Origin of the sequence: Mucilaginibacter terrigena, assembly GCF_004168255.1 — a bacterium.
GTDB lineage: Bacteria > Bacteroidota > Bacteroidia > Sphingobacteriales > Sphingobacteriaceae > Mucilaginibacter > Mucilaginibacter terrigena.
Map to the genome: position 1 here is coordinate 547,821 of NZ_SEWG01000002.1, position 12,891 is coordinate 560,711.

Here is a 12,891-nt window from a genome sequence, read left to right on the forward strand (position 1 = left end):
GTAAGGAGAAAATCTTATACGCTATGCTATTCGGATACGCATATTTATTACTTGCTGCTCGTATAAGATTTCTCCTCGTACCTCGTTCGAGATGACAAGTTGAATAGTTAACGCCTACCTGCTCAACGCAGCAACCCTGCTTTTCGAGTAATCGATAAAACTCTTCTGTTTATTAACGGGTGGCTTGCCGGCCAGGTATTTTTTGTAATACTTAACCGCGCTTTTCTTGTCCTTTAAGTTGGTGTCATAAACGTTTGCCAGCGAATAGTATATCATTGGCGTTTCATCAAACTGCATGCTTTTTTGGTAGGCCGATATGGCTTTTTTATACCTGGACTGTTTTTCGTTGCTGTCGGCTATTTCGCCATAGTACGACGCTATGTTTGGCGAGATCCCTTCAGTAATGGCCTTTTGCAGGTAGAAGATAGCCATGGGCTGATCTTTTAATGCCTTATAAGCTAATGCCGTGTAATAGTAACTGGTTTCGTTGCGGGCGTTCTCATCCATATCCATAAACGCAGCTAAACTGCATTCGTAATTTTTTATGTTGTAATAAGCAACGCCAAGTTTGGTAAGCACCAGGCCCGACTGGCTGCCAAAACCTACCAGTTTAAGGCAGGTGCTGATGGTTTCCAGCCATTTCTTTTGGGCGTATTGCAGTTTCATCAGGCTGTTTAACAATACAACATTCTCGGGGTCGGCGGTTAGTGCCCCGCTCAAAACCTTCTCGGCCTGCCCGTTAAACTTCATGCTCACATAAATATCGCTCAGGTCGGCTGCTACGTCGGGCTCGGCCGGATTAAGCTTATTGGCCCTTTGCAGGTAACCGATGTAGGAGGTAAGGTCGTTTTTATCATGACTGATGGTTGCAAGCTGTTTGTAAGCCATAAAATTGGTGGTATCGCGGGCGATAATGCGCTTGTAATAAACTTCTGCCTTTAGGTTATTCCCGCGGCGCAGGTTAAGGCTGCCCAGGCTATACAGCACAGCCGTATTTGTCGAATCGATATCATATATGCGCTGGTAATAACCTTCGGCATCGGACAGGTGGCCCGCCATGTTCGAGGTGTATGCCAGCTGCCCTAAAGCTTTTGCGCTTGTTATAGGCTCGGTGTATGCTTTTTTCAGGTAGTCGGATGCCTCGGCAAAGCGTTGGGTTTGGTAATAATCTAACAGTAAAGCATCATCAACCGGTGTTTGCTGAGCAAATACACTTGCAGAAAGAAGGCAGGCAGCTATAAATATCAAGGTAGATTTCATATAACTAAATTATTAGTTATAAATGATATTTCCAAATTTTAAACAATTTGGCACTGTTATGGTTATACCATCATACAAAATAAGATACCTATGGATAAGATAAGGAAATTTGAATTGATGGAAAAAATTGTCCATGAATTAGAAGATTTAAAAAACAGTAACCAGGCTTTGATACAGAAAATTGCTAAAATTGAAGTAGACAATATCGACCTTGGTAACAAACGAATAGAAAAGGACCTGCCTGATATGCATCAGCGTATTGCCGATAACCTGGATACCATTGCCAGCATACTGGAAGACTTTGCAAACCAAACCGACGAGTATAGCAATAAAAACAATATCTCGGCTTTGAAAGAGCAGGAAGAAATAGACAAATTGTAACGCTACAATATTGAATAAGAAAAAGCCCCGGATAGGGGCTTTTTTGTTGGATTAGATTTTAATTCCCTCCCTGGGGAGTTACCGTGTACCCACAAGTTTTAAAATTATAAAGTAATGACCCATAGGGTCAACCGCTTTGTAGAAAATTGTATAAATGCGGTTTGTGCCGCATAGCGGCTACCCATTAACCCGACAGAAAGCCAGATTAGATTGGTTTTCGCCAAAAAAACTGATAAAGGGTAGCTCCTACGGAGCAAAATTATTTCCTTCCATTGGCTACAAAGCGGTAGGCCCTACGGGTCATAGGAAATACCTATGTCGGAAGATATGGTTACATGGTAGCTTGAAGGGTGCGCCGGGGTTTAAGCGCTTTGCCTATTCATTAACCTCTCCCTGCCCTCCCTTGGGAGGGAATTAAATTATTTACTTCAAACTCTCCTTAAAAAACTTAACAGCCATATCCCCAACCTGCTGGTGCACCGCGCGGCGGTCTACACTTGCATCGTCGTTAAATATGGGGCCACCGGTTTTCTTTATTTCGGGGATGGCTTCGTTCAGGAAAACATAGTGGGCTGCTTTGCCGGGGACTACGTACAGCTTTGATTTAGGCATCAGTTTATGAAAATGCGCCGCATTGGTTTTAACGGGCGCGATACTGTCGCTTTGCGCACCCACAATAAACAGGGGAATATCAACATCCTTAAACTGGCTTTGCTTAACAAATCCCTGCCCAACTGCGGGGCACATGCTGAACACCGCCTTTATCCGCTTATCCTTTAGCGGCGGGCTTTTTTTGAACGAAGCTTCGATCGCGTTTTCGTCTATTGTATTTACCAGGTTGGGGAACTCGGGGATGGTCATTTCCTTAATGCCTTGCGGCGTTTTTGAAAATTCATCAGCGGCATGCAGGTCCAGCTTAGCGCCTGCCAAAGCAATAACGGTAAAACCGCCGATAGAAAAACCTGCCGCGCCAATGCGCTGCCTGTCGATCACCTTATCCAGGTCGGGGTTATTAAGCAATTGCGTAAGCACAAAGCTGATGTCCTGCGCGCGCTGCCATGGCGTTACAAACTCAATGGCTATTTTATTATCGTGTGTGTTGCCCCAATGATCTACCGCTGCAACAATAAAACCCTGCTTAACCAATATATCGGCCAGCCATTCCATGGTTAAGCGCCCGCCGCCGGTACCGTGCGAAATCATGATGAGCGGATGCTTCTGCGCGGGTAAGGCAGCGTTCCGTACGGATGGCTCTACAATGAACGGGAAACCTTCCTTTAACGTGGGTGCCTTGCTGTTATCAGCAGTTGGGTACCAAACCTCGGTAATCAGCGGGCGCTTGCGGGCGGTGTCGTTATAACGAAAGGTTTGCTCGCCGATAAGTGTTTGGGCAAATGCCGATGCCGGCAGCATGAATAACAGGAAAAGGATATGTTTTACTCGCATTGTTTTTTAATTGATATGCAAAGCAAGGTATTTAAAAGCAGCCGCTTATTGACATTTGTCAATAATTTACTTTTTTGATTTCAGCCGGCTCAGGGTTTCCTGCGAAACGCCCAGGTAGTCGGCTATGATCTTGGAGGGTAGCTTTTGTATCAGGGCGGGGTTGGTTTCCATCAGCAACTGGTAACGCTGCCTGGCATCCATGGTTATCAGGCTTTCGATGCGTTTAATGGATGCGATATAATCCTTTTCCAAACCTATGCGGTACAAATGTTCCCAGCCGGGGAAGGTATCCAGCAGTTGGTTAAAATCATAATGACTGATATAAAGCACATCGCTCGGCTCGATGCTTTGGATAGCGGCCAGCGAAGGTTCCTGCAAATTAAAACTTGGGAACGCCGTGCCAAACCTGCCCTCGGTAACCAGGAAACGGGTAGATTCCTTTCCGTTAACATCCAGCATATAGATCCGCAGGCAGCCCGAGTTTACAAAGTAAATATAGGGGCAAACGTCGCCTGCCTGTAGCAATACCTCGTTCCGTTTAGTGGTTTTATGCCTGAATTTTTTGCAGAAGGCCGCCAACTGTTCATCATCAACAGATATGTTGTTGACGAGGTATTGTTTGAGCTGCTGGTAGGGGGTGGATGGCATACACCAAATATAAAAAATATGTTATTGCATGGAGCGTAGCGACGTGGCAATCTCGTAACTATGCATAAGCATCATACATGCGACGAGGTTGCCACGCTATCGCTCGCAATGACATGTTTTAAATACCTACTCTATACTCTTACCCTTCATCGCGGTAGCAATGGCTACATCCATTACACGCTCGGCAAATGGGCGGGTAAAGTTATTAAGTTCATCAATTTTGGCGTGGATAAGGTCTTTATCGCCGGTGCTTAAAGCGGCTTTAACGGCTTCTACCTGGATGTGGGTTTGAGTTATCTCATCAGCATTTAACAGCTGTCCGTTCTTTTTAAGAAAATTCTCGACAACGTAAACTATTTGCTCTGCTTCGGTTTTGGCTTCTATCAGCATGCGGGCGCTTACGTCGTCTTTGGCGTGGGTGATGCTATCCATCAGCATTTGCTCAACAAGGTCATCGGTAATACCGTAGGCAGGTTTTACTTCCACCTCTTGCTTAACACCGCTACGTAGTTCAATAGCCTGGATCTTCAGGATGCCATCGGCATTTAGGATAAAATTGATATCCACTTTAGGGAAACCTGCCGGCATAGCAGGGATGCCTTTTAATTCAAACTCGGCCAGTTTGCGGTTCTCGCTGATCAGGTCGCGCTCGCCCTGGTAAACGGCAATCTTCATGTTCACCTGGCCATCTTTGCTGGTAGTATATTGCCGGCCTGCTTTGGTCGGGATCTTGGAGTTACGGGGGATAATGGTATCCATTAAACCGCCCATGGTCTCGATACCTAATGATAGCGGGGTAACATCAAGCAGTAAAATATCGCTGCGGTTACCGGCCAAAACATCGGCCTGTATGGCGGCACCAAGGGCAACCACTTCATCCGGGTTAATGCCGTCATGCACCGGGCGACCGAAAAATTCTGCCACCATTTTCTTAACCAGCGCCGTGCGGGTACTGCCGCCAACCATCACTACTTCATCAATATCGGCAGTGGTTAGCTTTGCATCTTTCAGCGCGTTTTGGCAGGCGGTAATGGTTTGCTGTACTTTGGGCAATATCAGTTCTTCAAAAGTGTTGCGGTCGATAGTGCACCAGATGTCGCCTATCTTCTCATTAAATATACTTTGATGGGCGAATGCTTTTTTGGCTTCTTCGGCTTTAAGGCGAAGCTGCTGGGTAAGCTCGCGGTTATTGGCCAGTCCGGTTTTATCGATGTTATTTTTTTCTATCCAGTAATCGGCAATGGCGCGGTCAAAATCATCACCACCAAGGAAAGTATCACCATTGGTAGATAGCACTTCGAAGATGCCATTCTGAATTTGCAGGATAGACACATCAAACGTACCACCGCCCAGGTCATACACCGCAATGGTTTTGGTTTCCTCGGGGTTTAAGCCAATGCCATAGGCAAGGCTCGCGGCAGTGGGCTCGTTCACAATACGCAAAACATCCAGCCCGGCAAGTTTACCTGCGTCGCGGGTTGCCTGGCGCTGCGAATCGTTAAAATAGGCCGGTACCGTTATTACAGCGCGGTTAACCGGGGTTTTAAGGGCATGCTCGGCACGTTCTTTCAGTTCTTTCAATATCAGGCCCGAAAGCTCGATAGGGTTATAGAATTTATCGCCAACTTTTATTTTTACCAGGTTCTCGCTGTCGTCGTCGATGATCTTGTACGAGAAGAAATTTTGGTAATTGGCTACATCCGCATACGAGCGGCCCAGCAAACGCTTAACCGAAAACACGGTGTTCTGCGGGTCGGTTATTAAATATTCTTTGGCTTCGTTACCCACCGCAATATCGCCCGCAGGGCCAAAGTGTACTACCGATGGCACCAATACACCCTTACCGGCATCGTTTATTACACGCGGCTCTTTCTCCGGGTTGATGAAGGCCACCAGCGAGTTGGTGGTACCCAAGTCGATGCCTACAATAATATCTTCTTTTTGTATGGAACCCGTTGCCAGGTTGATAGAAACTTTAGCCATGGTAATATATCACAAAGCGCAAATGTACTTAGTTTTAAGGGATGGAGTGTCATATGGATTTCGGATTTGCGATTGTCTGAACCCGAATTTCGAGAATTAACGAATTTTCGGAAATAATGGGTTGCATATTCTGTTAATTCATCAAATTCGTTTAATTCGAGTTCAGACAATTTTAATTACTTTCATCCCCAATGAAACGACTGCTGCTGTTACTGCTGATTTTTACCGCCACACTTACAAAAGCGCAGCAATTTGGCGGCAACCCGCCATCTATAAAATGGAAGCAGGTGAACACCCCGGCTGCCCGGGTTATATTTTCACAGGGGATGGATTCGGTGGCGCAGCGGGTAGCGCAAACCATTGCCCGCCTCAACAGTGTTATACAACCCACCATCGGCTTTAAGCAAAAGCAGGTGAGTATTGTGCTGCAAAACCAAACCACTATATCAAACGCGTATGTTGGCCTGGCGCCTTTCCGCAGCGAGTTTTATTTAACAGCGGGGCAAAACAGCTTTGATGTGGGCAGCCTGCCCTGGCCCGGGCAATTGGCCATCCACGAGTTTAGGCACGTACAACAATACAATAATTTTAATGTCGGCCTCTCTCGCGGCCTGCGTGTACTATTTGGCGAAGGTGGGCAGGCGCTGGGCAACGCATTATCCGTACCCGACTGGTTTTTTGAGGGCGACGCGGTCTACAACGAAACACTGGTAAGCGAACAGGGCAGGGGCAGGCTGCCCTACTTTTTCAACGGGTTCCGTGCGCTGTGGGCAGCCGGTAAGGGTTACAGCTGGATGAAACTGCGCAACGGCTCGTACCTTGATTATACGCCCAACCACTATCCATTGGGGTATATGATGGTAGCCTACGGGCGCGAAAAATATGGTAACACCTTCTGGAAGGATGTTACCCACGATGCGGCTGCCTTTAATACGGGCTTTTATCCATTACAGGGCGCGATAAAAAGGCATGCTGGTGTTGATTATACTACATTCAGAAACGCTGCTTTTAACCACTTTAAGCAGGTATTTAAGGCCGATGCGAAAGACGAAAGCCCAAATGCTAAACGCCGGCATTTTACGGGTGATGAGGAATACCCGGCTTACGTAAACGACAGCACGCTGATCTATTTAAGATCGAGCTATAACCAGATCCCGCAATTTGTTATTAAAACCGGGGACAGTGAGCGGGCTATAGCCGTTCAGGGAATCACTACCGATAACTATTTTAGTTACCAAGATGGCAAGATAATTTACGCCGCCTACCGGCCCGATCTGCGCTGGGGCTACCGCAATTATAGCGAGTTGGTTGTGATTGACATAAACACAGGCAAGGAACATCGCATTACCCGCAAAACCAAATACTTCGCGCCTGCCTTTAGCGCGGATGGCAAGACCATTGTGGCTGTACAAAACGCATCGACAGGTAAAAGCGAGCTGCATTTGCTAAATGCTGAAAATGGTAAGCTGTTGACTGCATTGCCCAATACTGCCGGCTTGTTTTATACCTACCCTAAATTTTATGGCGATGGCAAAATCATCTCGGCCGTGCGCAATTTTAAGGGTGAAATGTCACTGGCATTAATTGACATAACATCGGGCGCAACCAAATATTTATTGCTCTTTAGCTTTGAACCTATCGCCTTCCCGCAGGTGCAGGGCGATAAGGTTTATTTTACCAAAACAGCCGGCTTAAACGACAGGCTGTTTGTTTTGGATCTCGCCTCCAATCAATTAGCCGAAGTACAGGCAGCCGTACAAAACAGCGCGATAGGGGCTTACCAACCTGCCATCAGCCAAAATAAAATAGCGTGGACAGGCTTTACCGCATCCGGTTACCGGTTGCAGGAGTACAACAATACGGATGTAAAGTTAATACCGGTAAGCAATTCGCAGGGGTTTTCGGCCCTGCCTGACCTGAATATAAGCGTGTTGAAAAAAGACAGCGCCGCTAACCTGCTGGCATCTGTAAAAACCGATTCGCTGCCTGTAACCAATTATAGCAAACTGCATGGGCTGTTTAATTTTCATAGTATATTCCCAAGTCTGGATGATCCCAATTATTCGCTGCAGTTGGTTGGCGAAAACTTGTTAAATACGTTTCAGTCGCAGCTTACCTTTACCTATAACCGCGATGAAGGTTACAAGCAAATAGGCTACGAGGCGGCATACGGCGCGTTTTTCCCGTACCTTTTAGCCGGCGCGGATTACACTTTTGACCGCCGGGGATTGTATAAGGGCACCAGGATTTATTTCAACGAAACCGATATTCACGCCGGATTGCAGGTGCCGCTTAATTTATCGGTTGGAAAGTACTCGCGGTCTTTATCATTTAGCAGCAGCTTTTATTACAGCCGCAACACATTCCAGGAGGCTTTTCGCAGTACGTTCAGGGATAGTTATTATACCTATTTAAGTAATAGTATCCGTTTTAGTAACCAAACGCAGCAGGCCCGGCAGCATATCAACCCGCGTTTTGCCCAAAGTATCAGCATCAACTATAAAAAATCTGTTTCGGGCAGGGAGGCAAACCAGTTTTTAAGTACCGGTACATTCTATTTCCCCGGCCTGTTGCCTAATCATAGTTTAGCCATAAGCGGCGCATACCAGCACCGCGGACAAAACAACGGCATAGGTTTCTCCAACGATTTCCCGTTCTCGCACGGCTACACCGCCGAAAGCCTGGATAACATGAACAAGTTTGCCGCAAGCTATCATTTCCCCATTGCCTACCCCGATGCGGGCGCTGCCAACCTGGTGTATTTTATGCGTATACGCGGCAATATTTTTTATGATCAAACACATGCAACCGAATCGGAATTTTTTGCAAATAAGTCTGCCTTAAAGGCAAACTTCAGGTCGGCAGGCGCGGCAATATTCTTTGATACCAAGTGGTTCAACCAGGCCTCCATATCATTCGGCATCAGGTACAGCCGATTATTAGATGATGATTTGTTTGGAGGGAACGGCAGGAACAGGGTAGAGCTGGTTTTGCCGGTGGCGATTTTTTAAACAGGATTGCATCGTTTAACCTGGTTGCATTTCGAACAAGGTACGAGGAGAAATCTTGTTAGACAAGACAATATTGGTGCTCCGTTAGGAATGGCAGTTTTAAGTTGTGCGACCTGTGGATGTTCATTTCTTTTTTGTCGCAAAAAAGAAACGAACCAAAGAAAAAACACGCGGCTGTATCGCGTCGCTATGAACGGGTGTGTAAAGGCAGTGCCTGTGCTACCCGCAACGCACTAATGCCGCATTAGAAGGGCAAACGTTCAGTTCATCAAACTCATTTAGAAAGGGCTGGCCTAAACGTCAAAGCGGGCGGGCCGGGAGTATGGCGGGAATGTCGGTTTAGCTTTCGAACTCGCGCATGCGGGAGAAAGCGTTAAGAACCGGCAGGGCGGGCGGAAGCATCGCTTTGACTTGGCCTTTTCTTTTGGTTCGTTTTCTTTGCGGCTAAGGCAAAGAAAATGAACATCCACAGGCTTAATAATACATACTGCCGTTCCTAACGGAGCATTGAACCGCAGTTCTGTGAAGGGGAGATTGCTTGTATCAACGACCTATGTGAAAAAATTATCCGTTCGCTGCTTCCAATATCGCTTTCACCCTATCGGCGCTTGTAACGTCAAGGCTGTATTCATCGGCAATGCCGCTGGTGATGAGTAAGATATGATCGTTTTTATACTCCATGCCACCCGCTACGCTGATACGTGCGGATGAATGCACCTCGGTTGCGCCGGTAAAGTGCACCAGGTCGGCAACGTTGGTTTCGGTAATGCCGCAGCCGGGCATAATGGCTATGCGCCCGGCGGCTTTTTCTATCAGGTGTGTAATAACGCTTGCACCCTCCATAGCCGTGCTTCTGCCGCCCGAAGTAAGGATGCGCTCGCAGCCTATCTCAATAATGTCTTCGAGGGCCTGGTACAGGTTGGCACTCATGTCAAACGCGCGGTGAAAGGTAACCCCAAGTCCCCATTGCCGGGCAAGGCGTACCAGTTCGGTACATCGTTCCTTATCTACATTGCCATCTGCCTTTAGCATACCTATAACAATACCATCGCAGCCGGCCTCGATACAATTGCGGATATCGGCCTGCATCACTTCAAACTCCAGGTCGGTGTAAAGGAAATCGCCGCGCCGCGGACGGATAAGCACGTAAAGTTTAATGTGTAAATGTTTACGTGCCAGAAGCATTTGGCCATACGATGGGGTAGTACCGCCTTCTGATAAGTTCTCGCATAATTCAACCCTTGATGCACCGCCCTCCTGAGCGGCAATGGCCGATGTTACAGAATTAGAACAAACTTCGAGTATTACGGGTAATTTTTCACGGTTCATTATATCATAGCGGGGGTTACGGTATTAAACCTTATTTAAGCGTAATATGTTTTATCGGCAGGTATAAAGCCTTATTAAAGGTACTATTTTTTGTCCTTATAAAAGCTTTTACCGGGTATTAGCAGGTCTTGCCGGTTTGCATCGCATACTGCAAAACTAAAACCTTCCTGTATGGCATATGCGCCATATTCACCTTTTTTGTTGATGGCCAAAAATCCCACCTGGATATCTTTGGCAGTTTCGGGTTTCTTTTTGATGATGCGGTTAACGGCTTCTTTACAAGCGTCTTCGGGCGAGTAACCCTGGCGCATCAGTTCTACTACCAAAAAGCTGCCCACGTTGCGTATCACTTCTTCGCCCACACCGGTTGATGTAGCGCCGCCCACTTCGTTATCTACATAAAGCCCCGCTCCAATTATCGGGCTATCGCCAACGCGGCCATGCAGTTTAAAGGCCATGCCGCTGGTGGTACAGGCGCCGCTGATATTGCCTTTAGCATCAAGCGCCAGCATACCAATGGTATCGTGGTTGTATTTACTGCCGGGGCGGTGCTGTTTGTTTTCGATATTCAATACCGGCGAGTATTTGGCTGTTTTAAGCCATTTCTTCCAGTCGCGGTATGATTCGGGTGTTAATAATTTTTCTTTTTTAAACCCCTGTTCAACCGCAAACTGGGTAGCGCCATCGCCAACCAGCATTACGTGCGGGGTTTTTTCCATTACCAGTCGTGCAACCGATATAGGGTGCGCAATGTTCTCCATAGCCGCTACCGACCCGCAATTGCCAAACTCGTCCATTATACAGGCATCCAGCGTAACGTGTCCGTCGCGGTCCGGATAGCCGGCGCGGCCAACCGTATGGTTTTTCATATCCGCTTCAGGGATGCGTACACCGGCTTCAACGGCATCTAAAGCGCGGCCGCCTTTAACGAGTGTTTTCCAGGCCTCCTGATTGGCTGCGATGCCAAAATCCCAGGTGGATATCACTATCGGGTATTTATTGGTAGCTTTATAAGCTAAAACTTTGGCAGGCGAGTACTTTGAAATAGCTGTTAACGAGGCGGTTACTGCTGTTAATTTAAGGAATTTGCGGCGGTTATACATAAAGTTAAATATAATAATAGGGCATAAATTAGTGGTATTGTATCAGCTTTGATACATAAGGAGCCTCACCTAAATCCTCTCAAAAGGAGAGGACTTGAAAAGTGCTTCTGCTCCTCGCCTTCGGAGAGGGCCGGGCAGAGGTTTCTTTACTCAAAATCCCTTTGGCAATTAAAACAATGCCAGGCCTTGCGTGCGTAAAAAGGCATAACCATTAAAAGCATCGATATGATCATTACTAACCAGTTGGCCTTCTTTTCGGTTGCCGGCCCGTAATTTACATTACTGGACCCGCAGTAGGGGCAAATAACCGGTGAATGGGTTTCTTCGTCTATCTCAAAATGGTCCTGCTCGTGCAGGTCGCCGCTTTGGGCTAATATTTCGCGGCATCTTTCCAGATCGCGCGCAAATATTTTTAGTTTGATACCACCAATGGCATTATTTAAAATCGGGTTTACTACCAGCGTATTTTCATCGGCAATAAAACAGTGGATGCCATTATCTTCCAGCTTTGTGCGTATAATATGCGCCAGCATTGGGTCGTAATAGTGTTCAAAGGTGATGATTTTATCTTCCGGTTGTTCTGCCATTTTTATATAACATTTATACTAAGGTACTTAGTTTTTGTTTATTTTGGGGCAATGAACCGTATCGACCGTATATCTGCCATATTAATACAGCTGCAAACGCGCAGGGTTGTAAAAGCAAGCGATATTGCAGCAAGGTTTAACATAAGCCTGCGCACGGTTTACCGCGATGTGCGCTCGCTTGAGGAAGCAGGCGTACCTATAATTGGCGAAGCAGGAGTAGGATATTCACTGGTAGACGGTTACCGTTTGCCGCCCATTATGTTTACCCGCGAAGAAGCCACGGCATTTTTAACCGCCGAAAAATTTGTGGAGAAAATGACCGACGCATCTACCGCCGCGCAGCACAGATCGGCCATGTATAAGATCCGCGCGATATTAAAAACATCCGAAAAGGACCTGCTGGAAAGCATGGACAGCAGTATAGAAGTGCTGAAAAGCCAGACACAGCGCCGGATAAATAATAACAACCATATCCAAACCATCCTTAATGGTATAGCCCATAAAAAGGTGCTTTGTATAGATTATATGGCCGGTTATACCCAAACCAAAACCAACCGGCATATCGAGCCTATAGGGATATTTTACCTGGATAGTTACTGGCACCTGCTGGCCTATTGCCGTATGCGCAACGATTACCGCGATTTCAGGCTCGACAGGATCTTGAGCCTTACCGAAACTGATGAGATATTTGAAGGTAATCACCCCACGCTTAAGGATTACATCGCCCAAACCGCATCCGAGCATCAGTTGGAGACGGTTGTGATAAGGGTGGATAATGAGGTATCTAACTATATAAACGAGCAACGCTATTACCACGGATTTGTATCTGAAAAACAATTTGCCAAATACCGCGAAATGACCTTTCTGACCATATCTACCCAAGGGTTCGCCCGCTGGTTTATGATGTTTGGCGACCACGCCGAGGTACTGCAGCCGGCCGGTTTAAGGGATAAAATAACCGAAATAGCAGAGGGGATAGTGAGGCGAAATGGGGTGGAGGTGTAAATAGCACATCTGCCTGTGTAAAATTGTCAGTCTGAGCTTGTCGAAGACTTGTACGCTTTGATAATGGTTCGACAGGCTCACCATGATAAATATTTTTCTCCCTGCTGACATACCCTTGTCAAAACACTCCCTTTCTTT

General features: G+C 46.7%; 10 protein-coding genes. 3 read left to right on the forward strand and 7 right to left on the reverse strand.

What is annotated here, in order from left to right; translation table 11 throughout:
* Positions 1 to 114 precede the first annotated feature (114 nt).
* Positions 115 to 1,260 carry a tetratricopeptide repeat protein gene (locus EWM62_RS06275; RefSeq protein WP_129875799.1) on the reverse strand — a complete coding sequence of 382 codons (1,146 nt, stop codon included), beginning with the start codon at positions 1,258 to 1,260 and terminating at the stop codon, positions 115 to 117.
* 90 nt (positions 1,261 to 1,350) lie between these two features.
* Between EWM62_RS06275 and EWM62_RS06280 the strand changes: the two genes are divergently transcribed.
* Positions 1,351 to 1,641: a hypothetical protein gene (locus EWM62_RS06280; RefSeq protein WP_129875800.1), complete on the forward strand. Its 291-nt coding sequence runs from the start codon at positions 1,351 to 1,353 to the stop codon at positions 1,639 to 1,641.
* 423 nt (positions 1,642 to 2,064) lie between these two features.
* Here the strand turns inward: EWM62_RS06280 and EWM62_RS06285 are convergent, their stop codons facing one another.
* The 3 genes from EWM62_RS06285 to hscA all read right to left on the reverse strand — a co-directional run bounded on the left by EWM62_RS06285 (position 2,065) and on the right by hscA (position 5,718).
* Positions 2,065 to 3,087 carry an alpha/beta hydrolase family protein gene (locus tag EWM62_RS06285; protein ID WP_129875801.1) on the reverse strand — a complete coding sequence of 341 codons (1,023 nt, stop codon included), beginning with the start codon at positions 3,085 to 3,087 and terminating at the stop codon, positions 2,065 to 2,067.
* Between the two features lie 66 nt (positions 3,088 to 3,153).
* Positions 3,154 to 3,735, reverse strand: coding sequence for a Crp/Fnr family transcriptional regulator (locus tag EWM62_RS06290; protein WP_129875802.1), 582 nt, complete (start codon positions 3,733 to 3,735; stop codon positions 3,154 to 3,156).
* Positions 3,736 to 3,861: 126 nt separating this feature from the next.
* Positions 3,862 to 5,718 (reverse strand): Fe-S protein assembly chaperone HscA, encoded by a 1,857-nt coding sequence (gene hscA / locus EWM62_RS06295; protein ID WP_129875803.1) that lies wholly within the window; start codon positions 5,716 to 5,718, stop codon positions 3,862 to 3,864.
* Positions 5,719 to 5,909: 191 nt separating this feature from the next.
* Between hscA and EWM62_RS06300 the strand changes: the two genes are divergently transcribed.
* Positions 5,910 to 8,729 (forward strand): TolB-like translocation protein, encoded by a 2,820-nt coding sequence (locus EWM62_RS06300; protein WP_129875804.1) that lies wholly within the window; start codon positions 5,910 to 5,912, stop codon positions 8,727 to 8,729.
* A 564-nt stretch (positions 8,730 to 9,293) separates the two neighbouring features.
* Here the strand turns inward: EWM62_RS06300 and EWM62_RS06305 are convergent.
* The 3 genes from EWM62_RS06305 to EWM62_RS06315 all read right to left on the reverse strand — a co-directional run bounded on the left by EWM62_RS06305 (position 9,294) and on the right by EWM62_RS06315 (position 11,748).
* Entirely contained in the window at positions 9,294 to 10,058 is a 765-nt protein-coding gene (locus EWM62_RS06305) for a copper homeostasis protein CutC (protein ID WP_129875805.1), read from the reverse strand.
* Between the two features lie 83 nt (positions 10,059 to 10,141).
* Entirely contained in the window at positions 10,142 to 11,161 is a 1,020-nt protein-coding gene (locus tag EWM62_RS06310; protein ID WP_129875806.1) for a N(4)-(beta-N-acetylglucosaminyl)-L-asparaginase, read from the reverse strand.
* Between the two features lie 146 nt (positions 11,162 to 11,307).
* Positions 11,308 to 11,748 (reverse strand): putative signal transducing protein, encoded by a 441-nt coding sequence (locus tag EWM62_RS06315; protein WP_129875807.1) that lies wholly within the window; start codon positions 11,746 to 11,748, stop codon positions 11,308 to 11,310.
* Between the two features lie 51 nt (positions 11,749 to 11,799).
* Here EWM62_RS06315 and EWM62_RS06320 point away from each other — a divergent pair, with 51 nt between their 5' ends.
* Positions 11,800 to 12,753, forward strand: a complete 954-nt coding sequence (locus EWM62_RS06320; RefSeq protein ID WP_129875808.1) for a helix-turn-helix transcriptional regulator — start codon at positions 11,800 to 11,802, stop codon at positions 12,751 to 12,753.
* The last annotated feature ends 138 nt before the right edge of the window (positions 12,754 to 12,891 follow it).

What these genes read in the sequence shown, in the direction of transcription:
- EWM62_RS06320 (WP_129875808.1), top strand. Translation starts at nt 11,800, where the DNA reads ATGAACCGTATCGACCGTATATCTGCCATATTAATACAGCTGCAAACG.
- EWM62_RS06310 (WP_129875806.1), bottom strand. Translation starts at nt 11,161, where the DNA reads ATGTATAACCGCCGCAAATTCCTTAAATTAACAGCAGTAACCGCCTCG.
- EWM62_RS06275 (WP_129875799.1), bottom strand. Translation starts at nt 1,260, where the DNA reads ATGAAATCTACCTTGATATTTATAGCTGCCTGCCTTCTTTCTGCAAGT.
- EWM62_RS06300 (WP_129875804.1), top strand. Translation starts at nt 5,910, where the DNA reads ATGAAACGACTGCTGCTGTTACTGCTGATTTTTACCGCCACACTTACA.
- EWM62_RS06280 (WP_129875800.1), top strand. Translation starts at nt 1,351, where the DNA reads ATGGATAAGATAAGGAAATTTGAATTGATGGAAAAAATTGTCCATGAA.
- EWM62_RS06305 (WP_129875805.1), bottom strand. Translation starts at nt 10,058, where the DNA reads ATGAACCGTGAAAAATTACCCGTAATACTCGAAGTTTGTTCTAATTCT.
- hscA (WP_129875803.1), bottom strand. Translation starts at nt 5,718, where the DNA reads ATGGCTAAAGTTTCTATCAACCTGGCAACGGGTTCCATACAAAAAGAA.
- EWM62_RS06290 (WP_129875802.1), bottom strand. Translation starts at nt 3,735, where the DNA reads ATGCCATCCACCCCCTACCAGCAGCTCAAACAATACCTCGTCAACAAC.
- EWM62_RS06285 (WP_129875801.1), bottom strand. Translation starts at nt 3,087, where the DNA reads ATGCGAGTAAAACATATCCTTTTCCTGTTATTCATGCTGCCGGCATCG.
- EWM62_RS06315 (WP_129875807.1), bottom strand. Translation starts at nt 11,748, where the DNA reads ATGGCAGAACAACCGGAAGATAAAATCATCACCTTTGAACACTATTAC.